This window comes from Escherichia sp. MOD1-EC6842, from assembly GCF_002965705.1.
Taxonomy (GTDB): Bacteria; Pseudomonadota; Gammaproteobacteria; order Enterobacterales; family Enterobacteriaceae; genus Escherichia; species Escherichia ruysiae.
In genome coordinates this window covers 24,040-43,353 of the sequence record NZ_PTRF01000012.1, presented here as the reverse complement: position 1 = coordinate 43,353, position 19,314 = coordinate 24,040, and the positions used below count along the sequence as shown (strand labels likewise).

Genomic DNA, 19,314 nt, shown 5'->3' with positions numbered 1-19,314 from the left:
TCGCTTACTCAATATTCTGGATCTGTTCGCGCATCTGCTCAATCAACACCTTCAACTCAATCGCGGAGTTCGTCACTTCGGCATTGATAGATTTCGAAGCAAGAGTGTTCGACTCGCGGTTGAACTCTTGCATCATAAAGTCCAGACGACGACCAACGGCTTCTTTTTTCTTGAGAATGTTGTAGGTCTCTTTGACATGCGCTTCGAGGCGATCCAGTTCTTCGGCAACATCAATTCGTTGCGCCAGCAGCACCAGCTCTTGCTCCAGACGATTGTTCTCCAGCTGAACCTGAGCATCTTCCAGCTTCGCGACCAGACGTTCACGCTGCCATTGCAGAATTTCCGGCATATGGGCGCGCACTTTAGCTACTTCGGCGGTGACGCCTTCCAGACGCTGCTCGATCAACGCTTTCAGCGCCTGACCTTCGGTTTCGCGCGCGACGATAAAGTCGTCCAGCGTACCATCAAGAGCAGCAAGAATTTCAGCGGCAATAGCGTCGAGATCCTGTTCCTGGGCTGCCATTACGCCCGGCCAGCGCAGAATATCAACCGGGTTTATTTCCCCTTCGTCGCTCTGCATTTTTACCCAGTTCGCAGCAGTTACCAGCTGTTTAGCCAGTTTTTCGTTGAGAATCAGTTCTCCTTGTGCGCTGACATCTGGCTCATAGCGCAGGGTACATTCCACTTTACCGCGCGTCAGGCGAGAACGAATACGCTCACGAACGACAGGTTCCAGGCTACGGAACTGCTCCGGCAGACGAAAGTAAGTTTCCAGATAACGCTGGTTTACCGAGCGCATTTCCCAGGTTGCGCTCCCCCATTCACCCTTGATTTCACGCCGGGCGTAGGCGGTCATACTGCGGATCATAGACGTTCCTGTTTATAAAAGGAGAGGTGGAAGGATTATAGCCATCGATGCCTTGTCAGGATAGGAATAACCGCCGGAAGTCCGTATAATGCGCAGCCACATTTGTTTCAAGCCGGAGATTTCAATATGCGTCCAGCAGGCCGTAGCAATAATCAGGTGCGCCCCGTTACCCTGACTCGTAACTATACAAAACATGCAGAAGGCTCGGTGCTGGTCGAATTTGGCGATACCAAAGTGTTGTGTACCGCCTCTATTGAAGAAGGCGTGCCTCGTTTCCTGAAAGGTCAGGGGCAAGGCTGGATCACCGCAGAATACGGTATGCTGCCGCGCTCCACGCATACCCGTAACGCTCGTGAAGCAGCGAAGGGGAAGCAGGGTGGACGCACAATGGAAATTCAGCGTCTGATCGCCCGTGCATTGCGTGCGGCGGTTGATTTGAAAGCGTTGGGTGAGTTCACCATTACGCTGGATTGCGACGTACTTCAGGCCGATGGCGGCACGCGCACTGCTTCAATCACTGGTGCCTGCGTGGCGCTGGCAGATGCACTGAATAAGCTGGTTGAGAATGGCAAACTGAAAACCAATCCGATGAAAGGCATGGTGGCAGCGGTTTCGGTGGGTATCGTTAACGGCGAAGCGATTTGCGATCTGGAATACGTCGAAGACTCTGCCGCAGAAACGGATATGAACGTAGTGATGACCGAAGATGGGCGCATCATTGAGGTTCAGGGTACGGCGGAAGGCGAGCCGTTCACTCACGAAGAACTCCTCACCTTGTTGGCGTTGGCCCGAGGGGGAATCGAATCCATTGTAGCGACGCAGAAAGCGGCGCTGGCAAACTGATTTTTAAGGCGACTGATGAGTCGCCTTTTTTTTGTCTGTAGAAAAGTAAGATGAGGAGCGAAGGCATGAAACCATATCAGCGCCAGTTTATTGAATTTGCGCTTGGCAAACAGGTATTAAAGTTTGGCGAGTTTACGCTGAAATCCGGGCGCAAAAGCCCCTATTTCTTCAACGCCGGGCTGTTTAATACCGGGCGCGATCTGGCACTGTTAGGCCGTTTTTACGCTGAAGCATTGGTGGATTCCGGCATTGAGTTCGATCTGCTGTTTGGCCCTGCTTACAAAGGGATCCCGATTGCCACCACAACCGCTGTGGCACTGGCGGAGCATCATGACCTGGACCTGCCGTACTGCTTTAACCGCAAAGAAGCAAAAGACCACGGTGAAGGCGGCAATCTGGTTGGTAGCGCGTTACAAGGACGCGTAATGCTGGTGGATGATGTGATCACCGCCGGAACGGCGATTCGCGAATCGATGGAAATTATTCAGGCCAATGGCGCTACGCTTGCTGGCGTGTTGATTTCGCTCGATCGTCAGGAACGTGGTCGCGGTGAAATTTCCGCGATTCAGGAAGTTGAGCGTGATTACAACTGCAAAGTGATTTCTATCATCACTCTGAAAGACCTGATTGCTTACCTCGAAGAGAAGCCGGAAATGGCGGAGCATCTGGCGGCGGTTAAGGCTTATCGCGAAGAGTACGGGGTTTGATAAGAAACGCCGGATGGTAAGTCATCCGGCGTTATATTACTGCAACTGCGCGGCAATCAGCGGCCAGCGGGCGTCAAAGTCATCCGTCGGGCGATATTTAAACTCGCTACGAACAAAACGAGACAGCATACCTTCGCAAAACGCCAGAAGTTGGCTTGCCAGCAACGTTTCATCGGTGGTGTAACCTTCACCCTCACGCATTCTCTTTTCACGCAATACCTGACGCAGCTGCGCTTCGATACGCTCGAACAGTTGGTTGATGCGCCCTTGCAGGCGATCCTGTTCGAACATTAGCGCATGACCAGTGAGGATGCGGGTCAGGCCTGGATTACGTTCGCCGAAACCGAGAAGCAGCAACACAATCAGGCGCAGGCGCGCAGTAGTGTCCTTTTCATCTTTCAGAATCAGGTTAATACGAGTAATCAGGCTATCTTCGATAAACTCAATCAGGCTATCGAACATGCGGGTTTTACTGGGGAAGTGGCGATACAGAGCCGCTTCGGAAACGCCGACAGAGGCGGCCAGTTTCGCCGTCGTGATACGCTGGCTTCCATCGCTGGATTCTAACATCAACGCCAGAGACTGAAGTATTTCTTCGCGACGGTTCCTTTTCGCAGTTTGTTTTTCTGCCATGTTACAAAATACCCCTGAAAATAAGCACTTGCCAGGCGGCACCCACGCTATGACCGCAAACGAAATGTTTGCGGCGATGTTATGACGTTATTTGGATGCGTATGCGTTACTGACGACCAGAGTGACCAAAGCCGCCTTCACCCCGATCAGTGGCGTCAAAATCTTCCACCAGATTAAATTCGGCCTGTACCACCGGAACAAAAATCATCTGCGCGATACGTTCGCCAGGTTGAATGGTGAAACTGTCCTGACCACGGTTCCACACGGAGATCATCAGCTGACCCTGATAGTCGGAATCGATCAATCCCACCAGGTTACCGAGCACGATACCGTGCTTATGTCCCAACCCGGAGCGCGGCAGCATCATCGCCGCCAGTGAAGGGTCGGCAATATGAATCGCCAGTCCGGTCGGCACTAGTGTAGTGTCGCCCGGTGCCAGTTCTACGGCGTCGTCGAGACAGGCGCGCAGGTCAAGTCCGGCAGAACCAGAAGTGGCATAAGTCGGGAGTGGAAATTCCTTCCCAACGCGCGGGTCCAGAATCTTAACGTCGATTTTCTTCATCATAACGGGTCACAATCTCGTCGAGTAATAATTGGCCAAGGAGCTCTTTTCGCTCAAGCGGTAAGATTTTATCGCCATCCTGCCAGAAAAGGTGTAATGCGTTTTTGTCGCTATTAAATCCCTGATTTTTTCTGGAAACATCGTTAGCGCAGATCAGATCAAGGTTTTTGCGGATACGTTTTTGCCGGGCGTATTCTTCCACATTATTTGTTTCGGCGGCAAATCCAACAACATAAGGCCTATGGTCTTTTAATGCGGCAACACCGGCGACGATATCGGGGTTTTTAACCATTTTTATTGTTAATTCATCACCCGGTGTGGCCTGCTTTTTGATTTTTTCGCTGGCAACGGTGGCTGCACGGTAATCCGCGACGGCGGCACAACCGATAAAGATATTTTGCTGTTGCACGGATGCCTTCACGGCGGCTTCCATCTCCAGTGCGGTTACCACATCAACACGTTTAACAAACGGTGGCGTCGGTAGTGAAACCGGGCCAGAAATCAGCGTGACGTTCGCGCCACGACGTGCAGCGGCTGCGGCAATGGCGAATCCCATCTTGCCGGAGCTGTGATTAGAGATATAACGCACCGGATCGAGCGGTTCACGTGTCGGGCCTGCGGTAATCATAATGTTCAGATGTTTCAGGTCGTTGACGGGCGAAAAATGGGCGACCGCCATATCAACAATGGTTAACGGATCGAGCATTCGCCCAGGGCCGACATCACCACAGGCCTGGCTGCCGCTATCGGGCCCCCAGATCAGCAAACCGCGCGAGGCAAGCACCTCTAAATTATGCTGGGTGGCAGCAGCACGATACATCTGTTGGTTCATCGCTGGCAGCACGGCAACAGGCGCAGGAGTCGCAAGGCAAATCGTCGATACCAAATCATTCGCCATACCGGCAGCAACGCGGGCAATCAAATCCGCCGTGGCTGGGGCAAGAATCATTAAATCAGCCCATTTACCCAGCTCAATGTGGCCCATTGCCGCTTCGGCTGCCGGATCCAGCAGACTGTCGGAAACGGGATAACCAGAAACCGCCTGCAAACTAAGTGGAGTGATAAAGGCTTTTGCCGCTTCGGTCATTACCACACGGACGTCGGCCCCGCGATCGCGCAAACGACGCACCAGTTCAGGGGTTTTATAGGCAGCAATACCGCCGCTGACGCCGAGAACGATTTTTTTACCGGCCAGGCTCATGATGATTTTTCCTGTAGGGTGACACCAGAAGTTGGCGATTTTATCACAATACTTTTGTTGTCGTGCCTTCACCTGAGAATCACTTTGCGAGGCGCTTTCCAGGATTGAAAACTGGCCGTCGATTTAACGGAACGGCTATGACAGGATGCGAGCATCACAAAGGAGGTGAAGGTGAAAAACAATGCACAGCTGTTGATGCCACGCGAAAAAATGTTGAAGTTTGGCATTGGTGCGTTAACGGATGTCGAGCTTCTGGCGTTATTTCTGCGTACAGGAACGCGCGGTAAAGATGTGTTAACCCTGGCAAAAGAGATGCTGGAGAATTTCGGCTCTCTTTACGGCTTGTTAACCTCTGAATATGAACAATTTAGTGGGGTTCATGGAATTGGCGTGGCGAAATTTGCCCAGTTAAAGGGGATTGCCGAACTGGCGCGGCGTTACTACAACGTGCGGATGCGTGAAGAAAGCCCGTTACTCAGCCCGGAGATGACGAGGGAATTTTTACAAAGCCAGCTCACGGGCGAAGAGCGGGAGATCTTTATGGTGATCTTTCTCGACTCACAACACCGGGTTATAACGCATAGCCGTCTTTTTTCCGGCACGCTAAACCATGTTGAAGTCCATCCTCGGGAAATTATCCGCGAAGCGATAAAAATAAACGCCTCGGCGCTGATCCTTGCGCATAATCACCCTTCGGGTTGTGCTGAACCCAGTAAAGCGGATAAACTCATCACCGAACGGATAATAAAAAGTTGTCAGTTCATGGAATTACGCGTGCTCGACCATATCGTGATTGGGCGTGGAGAATATGTTTCTTTTGCCGAACGCGGCTGGATTTAACCCGCTATGCGCGATCCTTCGGGATCTTTGTCTGTTCGGGACTTGAGCACATCGCCGAGTCAGCGTATACTACGCCACCTTTGAGAATCTCGGGTTTGGCATTTGGGCCTGGCAATCGAGAGTTCACATAGAACTGCGATGACCGGGCTGTAAAGCCTGACGAGGCGCCAATACCCCATACGAAGCTCGAGCTAATTTGATTTTTGGAGAATAGACATGTCCCGAGTCTGCCAAGTTACTGGCAAGCGTCCGGTGACCGGTAACAACCGTTCCCACGCACTGAACGCGACTAAACGCCGTTTCCTGCCGAACCTGCACTCTCACCGTTTCTGGGTTGAGAGCGAGAAGCGTTTTGTCACCCTGCGCGTATCTGCTAAAGGTATGCGTGTAATCGATAAAAAAGGCATCGATACAGTTCTGGCTGAACTGCGTGCCCGTGGCGAAAAGTACTAAGTACTTAGAGGAAATAAATCATGGCTAAAGGTATTCGTGAGAAAATCAAGCTGGTTTCTTCTGCTGGTACTGGTCACTTCTATACCACTACGAAGAACAAACGTACTAAGCCGGAAAAACTGGAACTGAAAAAATTCGATCCAGTTGTTCGCCAGCACGTGATCTACAAAGAAGCGAAAATTAAATAATTCTCGCTTTAATGTAACGAAAAACCTCGCTCCGGCGGGGTTTTTTGTTATCTGTTTGCCCCCATATTGACTGCATCTGTTCATTCCTGGAGATGCTATGCCTGAATTACCCGAAGTTGAAACCAGCCGTCGCGGGATAGAACCGCATCTCGTTGGTGCAACTATTCTTCATGCGGTGGTGCGCAATGGACGCTTGCGCTGGCCGGTTTCGGAAGAAATCTACCGTTTAAGCGACCAACCAGTGCTTAGCGTGCAGCGCCGGGCTAAATATCTGCTGCTGGAGTTGCCAGAGGGCTGGATTATCATTCATCTGGGTATGTCTGGCAGCCTGCGCATCCTTCCAGAAGAACTTCCCCCTGAAAAGCATGACCATGTTGATTTGGTGATGAGCAACGGCAAAGTGCTGCGCTATACCGATCCGCGCCGCTTTGGCGCCTGGCTGTGGGCCAAAGAACTGGAAGGGCACAATGTGCTGGCCCATCTTGGGCCGGAGCCGCTTAGCGACGATTTCAATGGCGAATACCTACATCAGAAGTGCGCGAAGAAAAAAACGGCGATTAAACCCTGGCTGATGGATAACAAGCTGGTGGTGGGTGTGGGAAATATCTACGCCAGCGAATCACTGTTTGCTGCGGGGATCCATCCTGATCGGCTGGCATCGTCTCTGTCGCTGGCTGAGTGTGAATTGTTGGCGCGAGTGATTAAGGCAGTGCTACTCCGTTCTATTGAACAGGGCGGCACGACGCTGAAAGATTTTCTACAAAGTGACGGTAAACCGGGTTATTTCGCTCAGGAATTGCAGGTTTACGGGCGTAAAGGCGAGCCGTGTCGGGTGTGCGGTACGCCGATTGTGGCGACTAAACATGCGCAGCGGGCGACGTTTTATTGCAGGCGGTGCCAGAAGTAATTCATGCGCGCCGGATGGCATACCATCCGGCATAAACGCTACGCTAACTTCGCCATCAGCGCCTGATGGACATTCTCCGGCAGGAAATGGGTGACATCACCCTGATGGCGAGCCACCTCTTTGACCAGCGATGAAGAGATAAACGACCACTCTTTTGAAGGCATCAAAAAGACACTTTCCAGTTCCGGCATTAAGTGGCGATTCATATGCGCCAGCTGCATTTCATATTCAAAATCCGCCACCGCACGCAGACCACGAATCAGCACCGTAGCGTGTTGATTACGCGCGAAGTTTGCCATCAAATCACTAAACCCGACCACTTCCACGTTTCCCAGATGCGCGGTTGCCTGCTGTGCCAGTACCACGCGCTCTTCCAGGGTAAACATCGGTTTTTTACTGGGGCTGGCGGCAATCGCCAGAATAACGTGATCGAACATCTGCGTGGCGCGCGTCACGATATCGATATGACCATTGGTAATGGGATCGAAAGTACCCGGATAAATCGCCCGTTTTTGCATAACAACCTCAATGCGTTTTCGGTGGCAGGTAAGGTTCCAGCAGTTGAAGCAGACGCTGCAGCGCGCCCTGGTTTTGATACAGCACTTCAACGGCATGACGGCCATAAAAACTACGGTAATCGGCGTCGGTGAGTAAAGAGGATATCTCTTTTGCCAGCGACGCGGCATCAGTGACGGTAATCAGCCCGCTTGCCTGCTCCAGCCGTGCGCAAATGTCTTTAAAGTTAAAGGTATGCGGCCCCATCAGTACCGGAATAGCGTGTGCAGCAGCCTCCAGTGGGTTATGCCCACCTCGTTCAACCAGTGAACCGCCAACAAACGCGAGATCGGCAATGCCGTATAGCAACATCAGCTCGCCCATCGTATCGCCAACTACCACTTGTGTACTGGCGGAAGGGATTTCTCCGGAAGAGCGTGTGATATAGCTTAGTCCAGCCTGGCGGACCAGGTTAATCGCATCCGGGAAGCGTTCCGGATGACGTGGAACAAGAATGAGCAATAAATTAGGGAACTGCTTTAACAGCGCCTGATGCGCGGCAATTACCACGCTCTCTTCACCATCATGAGTACTGGTGGCAATCCATACCGGGCGATGTGGCGCCCACTGGCGGCGCAGCGTCACTGCTTTAGCAGCCAGTTGTGGTGTTACAGAAATATCGAATTTCAGGCTACCGGTAACGGTCACCTGATTATTTTTTGCGCCCAGCGCCACAAAACGTGCACCATCTTCTTCATTTTGGGCGGCAATCAGCGTAATACGACGCAGTAAGCGACGAACGAATTTGCCCAGTTTGGCGTAACCTGCCGCAGAGCGCGCAGAAAGTCGCGCGTTGGCGATAACCAGCGGAATTTTACGTTTATGTAGCGCCGCAATCAGGTTTGGCCACAACTCGGTTTCCATAATCAACACCAGTTTAGGGTCTACTTTATTAAGGAAACGGTTGAGCGCATCGGGCAGATCGTAAGGCAGATAAACGTGTTGAACATCCTTCCCAAACGCTGATTGTACGCGCTCCGAACCGGTTGGCGTCATGGTTGTAACGGTAATCGGCAAATCAGGGTAGCGATGACGCAGCGCGCGCACCAACGGGATCGCCGCCAGAGTTTCACCGACGGAGACGGAGTGCAGCATAATGCCGCCTGGTTTCAGCGGATGGCGGTAAAAACCGTAACGTTCACCCCAGCGTTTTCGATAGGCCGGAGCCTTACGTCCGCGCACCCAGAGCCGTATCCAGATCAACGGCTGAATAAGGTAGAGAAGGGCGGTGTAAAGCAATTCGAGCATAATAAATAGCTGACTTATGGATGTGCTGGGGATTCTATGTATTTAGCTGGGGCTTTACCATTACTTTTCCCGTTTTTGACTTAAATAGCTTCTGTTTGGTCTGAACTACCACGACATCTCCAGTTTTTTTGTATTTTTATGCGATTCATTGAAGCCCGAACCAATTTGCAACTCTATATAGGCATCGTCCGTACCAGAATTATCTGCATGTGGTTTTTTATCTGCATGATTTTTATGATTAAAAACCATTTTGTGTATAAAAAACATTCGGGTCGGATTGCTGCGAAAGAAATGATACACTAGCACGCCAAAGTAAGTGCGTTATCAGTATTCAGGTAGCTGTTGAGCCTGGGGCGGTAGCGTGCTTTTTTCTGCTTAACTTAACCAGACAATCATACAAAAGAGTCGCTAGTGGAAAAGCCATTTCGAAATATCCTGGTCATAAAGATGCGATATCACGGAGATATGTTATTAACTACTCCTGTCATCAGTACGCTCAAGCAGAATTATCCCGATGCAAAAATCGATATGCTGCTTTATCAGGATACAATTCCTATTTTGTCTGAAAACCCGGAAATTAATACGCTCTATGGCATAAGCAATAAAGGTGCGGGAACATTCGATAAAATTAAAAATGTGCTTTCGTTGATAAAAACTCTGCGTGCGAATAATTATGACCTGGTCATTAATCTTACGGATCAATGGATGGTAGCACTGCTGGTGCGTTGTTTACCGGCACGTATGAAAATATCGCAACTTTATGGTCATCGGCAGTATAGTATTTGGAAAAAAAGCTTTACACACTTAGCGCCAATACACGGTACACATATTGTTGAGCGTAATTTATCGGTCCTTGAGCCATTAGGTATTACCGATTTCTACACCGACACAACAATGAGTTACGCCGATGATTGCTGGAAGAAAATGCGGCAGGAATTAGATGCTCTGGGCGTGAAAGATCATTATGTCGTCATCCAACCGACAGCTCGTCAGATATTTAAGTGCTGGGATAATGATAAGTTTTCTATGGTTATCGATGCTTTGCAACGGCGTGGTTATCAGGTTGTGCTGACCTGTGGGCCTTCGGCAGATGATCTCGCCTGTGTAGATGAAATAGCACAAGGCTGCCAAACAAAACCTATCACTGGCCTTGCAGGTAAAACACGGTTTCCTGAACTGGGTGCGTTAATTGATCATGCCGTACTCTTTATTGGTGTGGATTCTGCGCCAGGGCATATTGCGGCGGCGGTGAAGACGCCAGTTATTAGCCTATTTGGGGCCACTGATCATGTATTCTGGCGTCCATGGACCGATAATATTATTCAGTTCTGGGCGGGTAATTATCAACAAATGCCCACCCGGCACGAACTTGACCGCAACAAAAAATATCTTTCTGTTATTCCAGCGGAAGATGTCATTGCCGCTACGGAAAAGCTGTTGCCAGAAGATGCTCCTTCAGCTAACAGGAATGCATAATTATGATCGTGGCGTTTTGTTTATATAAATATTTTCCATTTGGTGGTCTACAGCGTGACTTTATGCGTATTGCGTCAACAGTTGCCGCACGGGGCCACCATGTTCGGGTATATACACAGTCGTGGGAAGGCGATTGTCCGGAAGCATTTGAGCTTATTCGCGTACCGGTTAAATCCCATACTAACCATGGACGTAATACAGAATATTATGCCTGGGTACAAAATCATCTCAAAGCGCATCCTGCTGATCGTGTCGTTGGGTTTAATAAGATGCCTGGGCTGGATGTCTATTTTGCCGCCGATGTCTGTTATGCCGAGAAAGTGGCGCAAGAAAAGGGATTTTTCTATCGTTTAACATCACGCTATCGCCATTATGCTGCGTTTGAGCGAGCGACTTTCGAACATGGTAAATCGACGAAACTCATGATGCTGACCGATAAGCAAATCGCCGATTTCCAGAAGCATTACCAGACTGAACCAGAACGTTTTCAAATTCTTCCCCCCGGCATCTATCCGGACAGGAAATACAGCGAGCAAATCCCAAACAGTCGTGAAATATATCGTCAGAAAAATGGCATAACCGAACAACAAAACTTATTGCTACAGGTTGGGTCAGATTTCGGTCGTAAAGGTGTGGATCGCTCAATTAAGGCTTTGGCATCGTTACCAGAATCATTACGCCACAATACGCTTTTGTTTGTCGTTGGTCAGGATAAACCACGCAAATTTGAAGTGCTGGCAGAAAAACTTGGGGTACGTAGCAACGTGCATTTCTTTTCCGGGAGGAATGACGTGTCTGAATTAATGGCTGCGGCAGATCTCTTACTGCATCCCGCTTACCAGGAAGCTGCCGGTATTGTTCTCCTTGAGGCGATCACCGCTGGATTACCTGTTTTGACAACCGCAGTATGTGGATACGCGCATTATATTGCAGATGCTAATTGTGGAGCGGTTATCGCGGAACCATTCCGTCAGGAAGAATTAAATGCGATCTTACGCAAAGCATTAACACAGTATTCGCTACGAATGGCCTGGGCGGAGAATGCTCGCCATTATGCAGATACTCAGGATTTATACAGCCTGCCAGAGAAAGCCGCAGATATTATTACAGGTGGTTTAGATGGTTGAATTAAAAGAGCCGCTTGCCACACTTTGGCGTGGTAAAGATGCTTTTACAGAAGTTAAAAAACTGAATGGCGAAGTCTTTCGCGAACTAGAGACACGTCGAACATTACGCTTTGAATTGGCTGGGAAAAGCTATTTCCTTAAATGGCACAAAGGTACGACCTTAAAAGAAATTATAAAAAACCTGCTCTCATTGCGTATGCCCGTTTTAGGCGCAGACAGAGAGTGGCACGCTATTCATCGACTGCATGATGTCGGTGTTGATACGATGCACGGTATAGGGTTTGGTGAAAAAGGGTTAAATCCATTAACCCGTACATCATTTATTATTACCGAAGATCTTACTCCTACGATTAGCCTTGAAGATTATTGTGCAGATTGGACAGTTAATCCGCCTGATATATGTGTTAAGCGTATGCTGATTACACGAGTGGCAACTATGGTGCGTAAAATGCACGCAGCAGGAATAAATCATCGTGATTGTTATATCTGCCACTTTTTGCTTCATTTACCGTTCACTGGCCGGGAAGATGAATTAAAAATTTCGGTAATAGACCTGCATCGCGCGCAGATACGGGAAAAAGTCCCACGTCGTTGGCGGGATAAAGATTTGATTGGTCTATATTTTTCATCGATGAATATTGGCCTGACGCAGAGAGATATATGGCGATTTATGAAGGTTTATTTTGGGATGCCTTTACGAAAAATATTATCTCTTGAACGGAATTTATTGAACATGGCAAGCATTAAGGCCGAGCGTATTAAAGAGCGAACACAACGCAAAGGATTATAAAAATATTTATCAGTATGTACTGGAACTAACTTCATTATGACTATTTATTTTATAAACTGGGTTGCAGATTATGAATTAAAAATGATCCAGTACTTGAAAAAAAAGTATAAGATAAAAAATATAACAACTCCAAAAAAATACAACTGGATTAATAAGAAACTTTCGAAGTTAGGGATGGATAATGCATGGTTGGGACGATTATTCATCAAACATAATCTCAATGCTGTTAAAAAGGATGATATAATTATCTTTAATGACAGTGTGATTAATAAAGGAATTAATAAACAAATATTAAAAAATATTAATTGCCATAAGGTTTTGCTGCTAAGAAATACTGTTAGCGAAGATTTTATTTTTGATAGTGCAAATTATTTCGATATTATCTATGATTTTGAAAATAGATTTATAGGGAATGAGAAGACCAAAGCAATAGAACAATTTTTTCCTATCGGAATGGAAGAGATTACAAATTATAGTTTGTTTGACAAAAATAACAGCCAGCCAATATGTTTTTTCCTTGGTCGTGATAAAGGGCGTCTTCAAATAATTGATGAATTAGCTGATAGATTAACAACACTAGGATGTAAGCTAGATTTTAATGTTGTCAAAGATAAGACATCCTCTCCTACTTCAAAGTATTTGATTGAAAAACAAATACCTTATGAAGAGAATATTAGAAGAACATTAAATTCTAATATAATTGTTGATATAACTAAAGAAAATCAATGTGGCTGGACTCTTCGGATACTTGAGGCAATATTTTTTAATAAAAAATTAATTACTAATAATATAAATATACTTGATTCAGAAATCTATAGTGAGTCTCGCTTTTTTATAATAGGTCATGATGATTGGGATAAGTTAGAGTATTTTATTAACTCATCTGTTAAACCAATGGATTATGATAGTTTATATAAATTCAGTCCTGATAAAATGATGTCAACAATTGTTTCTGATTTTATAGACAAATAAAACCGTTAAAACAGTGAGTTTTACTCAATTAATGAGAGTTCCTATGAAAATAGCGTTTATCGGCGAAGCTGTTTCAGGGTTTGGTGGTATGGAAACAGTCATTCGAGATGTTATTACCACCTTCAGACAACAACATATCCAAAGTGAAATGTTTTTCTTTTGCCGTAATGACAAAATGGATAAGGGATGGCTGGAAGGTATTAAGTACTCGTGTTCATTTTCCAACATTCGCTTAGGTTTTTTACGTCGCGCGAAGCATATTCATGCTTTAAGCAAATGGCTTCAGAATTATCAGCCAGATGTTGTTATTTGTATTGATGTGATCTCATGTTTGTATGCGGAAAAAGCGCGTAAAAAATCTGGAGTTGATGTACCTGTATTTTCATGGCCGCATTTTTCTTTAGATCATAAAAAACATGCTGAATATATCACCTGTGCCGACTATCATTTAGCAATCAGCTCCGGTATTAAACAACAAATGATTAACCGGGGTGTACCAGAATCGACGATAAATGTTATTTTTAACCCTGTCGAAGCGAAAGATTCAGTCATTCCAGCACCCGAAGAAGGCGAAACGGCAACCTTCATTTATGTCGGACGCATGAAATTCGAAGGTCAGAAACGAGTAAAAGATCTTCTTGATGGCTTATCACAAGTGCAAGGTGACTGGAAACTTCATGTATTGGGTGATGGTTCTGATTTCGAAAAATGCCAGGCTTATGGTAGAGAGTTAAATATTGATGATCGAATTGTCTGGTATGGTTGGCAACAACATCCCTGGGAATTAGTTCAGCAGGATATTAAAAAAGTGAGTGCGTTATTACTCACGTCATCTTTTGAAGGTTTCCCGATGACTCTGCTTGAAGCCTTATCGTGGGGGATTCCTTGTATCAGTGCAGATTGTGTCTCCGGGCCTGCTGACATCATCCAGCCTGATGTTAATGGTCATTTATATCAACCGGGTGATATGACCAGTTTTGTTTCTCTTCTCAATAAATACATAGCCGGTGAAATTCTCATCGAACATGAAAAAATTCCTGCGTCGATCGATAAATTTTACCAGCAGAAATATTATGACAGATTACACAAGATTATTATTTCTGTTATTTCCCGGAGGAAATGATGCAGCAGGTTTTTTTCCAGGAGACTGAGTTTCTCAATTCAGTTATTGATTACAATTATAAAGTAGAAACAGAAAGTCTTTGTCTGGATATTGCTTATGGAACTGACAAGAATTTTCTTTTTGGTTGCGGAATTTCGATTGCTTCAATATTAAAATATAATGAAGGAAATCGCTTATGTTTCCATATTTTCACAGACTATTTTTGTGAAGATGATCGAAAATATTTTGATGCTCTGGCTCAGCAATACAAAACCAGGATTAAGGTATATTTAATTAATGGCGATCGGCTCCGTTCATTGCCAAGTACCAAGAACTGGACTCATGCAATCTATTTTCGCTTTATTATTGCAGATTACTTTATTAATAAAACACCTAAAGTTCTATATCTGGATGCAGATATCATTTGTCAGGGAACTATAGAACCACTTATTAATTTTACGTTTCCTGATCATACAGTCGCAATGGTTGTTACCGAAGGACAAAATGACTGGTGGGAAAAACGTGCACATTCGTTAGGTGTTGTGGGGATTGCTAAAGGTTATTTTAACTCTGGTTTTTTATTGATCAATACTCACCAATGGGCAGTTGAGCAGGTTTCTGCACGAGCCATTGCAATGTTAAATGATCCGGAGATAGTAAAAAAAATAACACATCCTGATCAGGATGTATTAAATATGCTACTGGCAGATAAACTTATTTTTTCTGATATAAAATACAATACCCAGTTTAGCTTAAATTACCAACTCAAAGAAAGTTTTAAAAATCCAGTAACCAGCGATACTATTTTTATCCATTATATTGGTCCGACCAAGCCCTGGCATGATTGGGCCTGGGATTATCCTGTATCACAAGCCTTTATGGAGGCAAAAAATGCTTCGCCATGGAAGAATACGGCGTTGCTGAAACCAAACAATAGCAATCAATTAAGGTATAGCGCAAAACATATGCTGAAAAAGCATAGATATATAAAAGGATTTAGCAATTATCTTTTGTATTTTATTGAAAAGATAAAGCATTAAACTGGGAATCTATAAAGTAATGATATAAGGGTAGCCTTGTGGACTCATTTCCTGCCATAGAGATAGATAAAGTTAAAGCCTGGGATTTTAGGCTAACTAATAAAAATACTTCTGAATGTTTAAATGTTGCCTATGGTGTCGATGCTAATTATCTTGATGGTGTAGGTATTTCTATCACATCAATTGTCCTAAATAATCGACATATTAATCTTGATTTTTATATTATTGCTGATGTTTATAATGATGATTTTTTTCAAAAGGTCGAAAAACTTGCAAGGCAATACCAATTAAGAATCACGCTTTATAGAATTAATACTGATAAGCTTCAGTGCTTGCCTTGTACACAGGTCTGGTCAAGAGCAATGTACTTTCGTTTGTTTGCGTTTCAATTATTGGGTCTGACGCTTGATCGTTTACTTTATCTTGATGCGGATGTTGTTTGTAAGGGTGATATTAGCCAATTACTTCATCTGGATTTAAACGGAGCGGTGGCTGCTGTTGTTAAAGATGTTGAGCCAATGCAGGAAAAGGCGGTATCCAGGTTGTCTGATCCTGAACTAAGGGGGCGCTACTTTAATTCAGGAGTGGTTTATTTAGACTTAAAAAAATGGGCCAATGCAAAACTAACAGAAAAAGCGTTATCTATTCTTATGAGTAAAGATAATGTTTATAAATATCCCGATCAAGATGTTATGAATGTTTTATTGAAAGGGATGACAATATTTTTGCCTCGTGAATTCAATACTATTTATACCATTAAAAGCGAATTAAAAGATAAAACACATCAGAACTATAAAAAGTTGATTACAGAAAACACGCTTCTCATCCATTATACAGGGGCAACTAAACCGTGGCATAAATGGGCAATTTATCCATCTGTAAAATACTTTAAAATAGCGTTAGATAACTCGCCATGGAAAAATGATTCCCCCAGAGATGCAAAATCAGTTATCGAATTTAAGAAAAGATATAAGCATTTGTTAGTTCAGCATCATTACGTAACTGGTATTATAGCAGGGGTTCGTTATCTTTACCGAAAATATTACAGTAAATAACTTTTAATTGGCTTATCATGATTCAGAAAAATAAGGTTAAAGATTTTGTTGTTTTTACTGATGACAACAATTCAAAGTACCTCAATGTATTAAATGACTTTTTGTCTTATAATATTAAGATCATCAAAGTGTTTCGTTCTATTGATGATACAAAAGTCATGCTTATTGACACCGATTACGGTAAGTTGGTGCTTAAGGTCTTTTCTCCCAAAATTAAACGCAACGAGCGTTTTTTTAAATCTCTATTAAAAGGAGATTATTACGAACGCCTTTTTGAACAAACCCAAAAAGTGCGAAATGAAGGATTACATACTCTCAATGATTTTTATTTATTAGCAGAGCGAAAAACTTTACGATTTGTCCATACATATATCATGCTGATCGAGTATATTGATGGTGTAGAGTTATGTGATATACCCAATATTGATAACGAGTTAAAAAATAAAATTCAGCAATCAATTCATTCTTTGCATCAACATGGTATGGTCTCTGGTGATCCTCATCGTGGTAACTTCATTATTAAAAATGGTGAAGTTCGAATTATTGATCTCTCTGGGAAACGTGCTTCAGCGCAACGGAAAGCGAAAGACCGTATAGATTTAGAGCGTCATTACGGTATTAAAAATGAGATTAAGGATCTAGGTTATTATCTTTTAGTTTATCGTAAAAAAATGCGCAATATTATGCGGCGTTTGAAAGGAAAACCAGCACGCTAAAGCAGAAATATCCCACCATTACGCGTCTTCGTTAGGCATTTTTATACGGAGTTATTTATTTCACAGGTTTATCATGAAGAATATTCGATACATTGACAAAAAAGATGTTGAAAACCTGATTGAAAATAAAACATCTAATGATGTTATTATTTTTCTATCTGGCCCCACATCGCAAAAGACACCTTTGTCGGTATTACGGACAAGGGATATTATTGCTGTCAATGGTTCAGCACAATATCTGTTAAGTCATAATATTATTCCCTTTATTTATGTACTTACAGATGTTCGCTTTTTACATCAGCGTCGTGATGATTTTTACAATTTTAGCCAAAGAAGCCGTTATACTATCGTAAACGTTGACGTTTATGAACACGCCTCCGAAGAAGATAAACTTTATATCCTCCAGAACTGCCTTATATTACGGTCTTTTTACCGCCGGGAAAAAGGTGGTTTTATAAAGAAGATTAAATTTAATATTTTGAGCCAGATTCACAAAGAACTGCTGATCTCTGTACCGTGGTCTAAAAAAGGTCGTCTGGTTGGATTTTGCAAAGACATTAGTCTTGGTTATTGCTCATGCCATACTATTGCCTTTGCTGCAATTCAAATAGCATATTCACTTAAGTATGCTCGGATTATTTGTTCAGGTCTGGATTTAACGGGTAGCTGTTCGCGTTTCTATGATGAAAATAAGAATCCTATGCCCTCGGAATTGAGTAGGGATTTATTTAAAATCTTGCCATTTTTCCGTTTTATGCATGATAATGTAAAAGATATTAATATTTATAATTTGTCTGATGATACGGCTATTTCTTACGATGTAATTCCATTTATTAAACTTCAAGATATCAGTACAGAAGAATCAAAGGATAGGACAAGAAAAAAAATACAATATAAAGCTCCAACTGATTCTTATGCTAATTAATCACCCTGAAACTAAAATAATATGGTATAAAAATGCGTTTAGGTACTTTTCACAAAAAGAAAAGATTTTATATAAACAAAATCAAGATTAATTTTCTTGCTTTTTTATTTCGTAAGAAAATCAATAATCAAGTTACAGAACCAGCGCAAGTTAAATCATGCCTTATCATTCATGATAATAATAAACTCGGTGATCTAATTGTATTAAGTTCGATTTATCGTGAACTTTACAGTAAAGGAGTTCAAATAACAATCCTCACAAATAGAAAGGGTAGGGAGTTTCTCTCTAATAATAAAAATATATTTGAGTTGTGTGTTAAAGAATCAACTGGTTCCCTTAAAATGCTTAGTTTATGTAAGCATCTGCGGAATTTACAGTTCGATATTGTATTAGACCCCTTTGAGACAATGCCTTCATTTAAGCATAGTTTAATATTATCAAGTTTGAAAGATTCTTACATTCTGGGGTTTGATCAATGGTATAAGCGTTACTATTCATTTTACCATCCCCACGATGAATGTTTAAAAGAACATATGAGTACACGAGCAACAGAAATACTGAAGCATATTTATGGTGAGGGTGAATTTTCCACCGACTACGACTTGCATTTACCTGTAGATGTTGAAAATAAAATAAAAGATTTTATTGGCGACTCTAAAATCGTAATTATAAATCCATTGGGGGCAAAGAAAATATGTAGATTAACATCAGAGCAGATATGTTTTATATATCAACTGATCAAAAGTAAATTACCGAACTACAGAGTTATATTTACCGGTTTACATCAAGATCTAAAAACAATATCTATACCTGATATTGATATTTTGCCATATAAAGATTTTATTTATACAGTGGCACTTACTAAGTTTAGTAATTATGTTATATCAGTTGATACTGCTCTTGTACATATAGCATCAGCGTATAAACGTCCTACACTTGCTCTTTATCCAAATGCGCGTCGTCAAAGTTATCCCTCACACTTAATTTGGGGGCCAAATAATCCTAATGCGATACAAATAATTTCTCCAACTTTTACGGTACAAGATATCGATTCAAAGATATTATTCTTATCCTTGAATAAGTTAATCACCGATAAATAAAAAGTG

General features: G+C 43.7%; 22 protein-coding genes. 16 read left to right on the top strand and 6 right to left on the bottom strand.

Going from position 1 to position 19,314, the window contains the following annotated elements; translation table 11 throughout:
* Positions 1-4 precede the first annotated feature (4 nt).
* Positions 5-868 (bottom strand): YicC/YloC family endoribonuclease, encoded by an 864-nt coding sequence (locus A7Z29_RS15235; protein WP_000621334.1) that lies wholly within the window; start codon positions 866-868, stop codon positions 5-7.
* Positions 869-994: 126 nt separating this feature from the next.
* Here A7Z29_RS15235 and rph point away from each other — a divergent pair, with 126 nt between their 5' ends.
* Both rph and pyrE read left to right on the top strand, forming a co-directional pair.
* Positions 995-1,711, top strand: coding sequence for a ribonuclease PH (gene rph / locus A7Z29_RS15225; RefSeq protein ID WP_001247086.1), 717 nt, complete (start codon positions 995-997; stop codon positions 1,709-1,711).
* 65 nt (positions 1,712-1,776) lie between these two features.
* Positions 1,777-2,418, top strand: coding sequence for an orotate phosphoribosyltransferase (gene pyrE, locus A7Z29_RS15220; protein ID WP_000806155.1), 642 nt, complete (start codon positions 1,777-1,779; stop codon positions 2,416-2,418).
* Positions 2,419-2,454: 36 nt separating this feature from the next.
* On the opposite strand, the gene slmA is transcribed toward pyrE, so the two are convergent.
* The 3 genes from slmA to coaBC all read right to left on the bottom strand — a co-directional run bounded on the left by slmA (position 2,455) and on the right by coaBC (position 4,814).
* Complete coding sequence (gene slmA, locus A7Z29_RS15215) at positions 2,455-3,051, bottom strand: nucleoid occlusion factor SlmA (protein WP_000818603.1); 597 nt, start codon at positions 3,049-3,051, stop codon at positions 2,455-2,457.
* 106 nt (positions 3,052-3,157) lie between these two features.
* Positions 3,158-3,616: a dUTP diphosphatase gene (gene dut / locus A7Z29_RS15210; RefSeq protein ID WP_000976070.1), complete on the bottom strand. Its 459-nt coding sequence runs from the start codon at positions 3,614-3,616 to the stop codon at positions 3,158-3,160.
* Positions 3,594-4,814, bottom strand: a complete 1,221-nt coding sequence (coaBC, locus tag A7Z29_RS15205) for a bifunctional phosphopantothenoylcysteine decarboxylase/phosphopantothenate--cysteine ligase CoaBC (RefSeq protein WP_105290419.1) — start codon at positions 4,812-4,814, stop codon at positions 3,594-3,596. Before coaBC ends, dut begins: the two co-directional genes overlap by 23 nt.
* A 171-nt stretch (positions 4,815-4,985) precedes the next feature.
* Here coaBC and radC point away from each other — a divergent pair, with 171 nt between their 5' ends.
* The 4 genes from radC to mutM all read left to right on the top strand — a co-directional run bounded on the left by radC (position 4,986) and on the right by mutM (position 7,202).
* Positions 4,986-5,654: a RadC family protein gene (gene radC, locus A7Z29_RS15200; protein ID WP_010344500.1), complete on the top strand. Its 669-nt coding sequence runs from the start codon at positions 4,986-4,988 to the stop codon at positions 5,652-5,654.
* A gap of 216 nt (positions 5,655-5,870) precedes the next feature.
* The gene (gene rpmB, locus A7Z29_RS15195; RefSeq protein ID WP_000091955.1) at positions 5,871-6,107 is read left to right on the top strand and encodes a 50S ribosomal protein L28; all 237 of its coding nucleotides are present in this window, start codon (positions 5,871-5,873) and stop codon (positions 6,105-6,107) included.
* A 20-nt stretch (positions 6,108-6,127) separates the two neighbouring features.
* Positions 6,128-6,295, top strand: a complete 168-nt coding sequence (gene rpmG / locus A7Z29_RS15190; RefSeq protein ID WP_001051798.1) for a 50S ribosomal protein L33 — start codon at positions 6,128-6,130, stop codon at positions 6,293-6,295.
* A gap of 97 nt (positions 6,296-6,392) precedes the next feature.
* Complete coding sequence (gene mutM / locus A7Z29_RS15185) at positions 6,393-7,202, top strand: bifunctional DNA-formamidopyrimidine glycosylase/DNA-(apurinic or apyrimidinic site) lyase (protein ID WP_001114530.1); 810 nt, start codon at positions 6,393-6,395, stop codon at positions 7,200-7,202.
* Positions 7,203-7,240: 38 nt separating this feature from the next.
* On the opposite strand, the gene coaD is transcribed toward mutM, so the two are convergent.
* Both coaD and waaA read right to left on the bottom strand, forming a co-directional pair.
* Positions 7,241-7,720 (bottom strand): pantetheine-phosphate adenylyltransferase, encoded by a 480-nt coding sequence (coaD, locus tag A7Z29_RS15180; RefSeq protein WP_001171876.1) that lies wholly within the window; start codon positions 7,718-7,720, stop codon positions 7,241-7,243.
* Positions 7,721-7,727: 7 nt separating this feature from the next.
* A complete protein-coding gene (waaA, locus tag A7Z29_RS15175; RefSeq protein ID WP_000891554.1) occupies positions 7,728-9,005 on the bottom strand; it encodes a lipid IV(A) 3-deoxy-D-manno-octulosonic acid transferase in 1,278 nt (425 codons plus the stop codon).
* A gap of 411 nt (positions 9,006-9,416) precedes the next feature.
* Between waaA and rfaQ the strand changes: the two genes are divergently transcribed.
* The 10 genes from rfaQ to A7Z29_RS15125 all read left to right on the top strand — a co-directional run bounded on the left by rfaQ (position 9,417) and on the right by A7Z29_RS15125 (position 19,308).
* Positions 9,417-10,481, top strand: coding sequence for a lipopolysaccharide core heptosyltransferase RfaQ (rfaQ, locus tag A7Z29_RS15170; RefSeq protein WP_010344498.1), 1,065 nt, complete (start codon positions 9,417-9,419; stop codon positions 10,479-10,481).
* Positions 10,482-10,483: 2 nt separating this feature from the next.
* Positions 10,484-11,608: a lipopolysaccharide glucosyltransferase I gene (gene rfaG, locus A7Z29_RS15165; protein WP_000634282.1), complete on the top strand. Its 1,125-nt coding sequence runs from the start codon at positions 10,484-10,486 to the stop codon at positions 11,606-11,608.
* The gene (gene rfaP / locus A7Z29_RS15160) at positions 11,601-12,398 is read left to right on the top strand and encodes a lipopolysaccharide core heptose(I) kinase RfaP (RefSeq protein WP_000229845.1); all 798 of its coding nucleotides are present in this window, start codon (positions 11,601-11,603) and stop codon (positions 12,396-12,398) included. Before rfaG ends, rfaP begins: the two co-directional genes overlap by 8 nt.
* 36 nt (positions 12,399-12,434) lie before the next feature.
* Positions 12,435-13,370 carry an LPS core biosynthesis protein RfaS gene (gene rfaS, locus A7Z29_RS15155; protein WP_000158228.1) on the top strand — a complete coding sequence of 312 codons (936 nt, stop codon included), beginning with the start codon at positions 12,435-12,437 and terminating at the stop codon, positions 13,368-13,370.
* A 43-nt stretch (positions 13,371-13,413) separates the two neighbouring features.
* Complete coding sequence (gene waaB, locus A7Z29_RS15150; RefSeq protein WP_000683966.1) at positions 13,414-14,493, top strand: lipopolysaccharide 1,6-galactosyltransferase; 1,080 nt, start codon at positions 13,414-13,416, stop codon at positions 14,491-14,493.
* Positions 14,493-15,512: a lipopolysaccharide 3-alpha-galactosyltransferase gene (waaO, locus tag A7Z29_RS15145; RefSeq protein WP_001188024.1), complete on the top strand. Its 1,020-nt coding sequence runs from the start codon at positions 14,493-14,495 to the stop codon at positions 15,510-15,512. Before waaB ends, waaO begins: the two co-directional genes overlap by 1 nt.
* Before the next feature lie 38 nt (positions 15,513-15,550).
* Entirely contained in the window at positions 15,551-16,567 is a 1,017-nt protein-coding gene (gene rfaJ, locus A7Z29_RS15140; protein ID WP_000376847.1) for a lipopolysaccharide 1,2-glucosyltransferase RfaJ, read from the top strand.
* A 17-nt stretch (positions 16,568-16,584) separates the two neighbouring features.
* The gene (gene rfaY / locus A7Z29_RS15135) at positions 16,585-17,283 is read left to right on the top strand and encodes a lipopolysaccharide core heptose(II) kinase RfaY (protein WP_000615184.1); all 699 of its coding nucleotides are present in this window, start codon (positions 16,585-16,587) and stop codon (positions 17,281-17,283) included.
* 73 nt (positions 17,284-17,356) lie between these two features.
* Positions 17,357-18,208, top strand: coding sequence for a 3-deoxy-D-manno-oct-2-ulosonate III transferase WaaZ (waaZ, locus tag A7Z29_RS15130; protein ID WP_000790290.1), 852 nt, complete (start codon positions 17,357-17,359; stop codon positions 18,206-18,208).
* Positions 18,209-18,240: 32 nt separating this feature from the next.
* Positions 18,241-19,308, top strand: coding sequence for a glycosyltransferase family 9 protein (locus A7Z29_RS15125; RefSeq protein WP_001236428.1), 1,068 nt, complete (start codon positions 18,241-18,243; stop codon positions 19,306-19,308).
* Positions 19,309-19,314 lie beyond the last annotated feature (6 nt).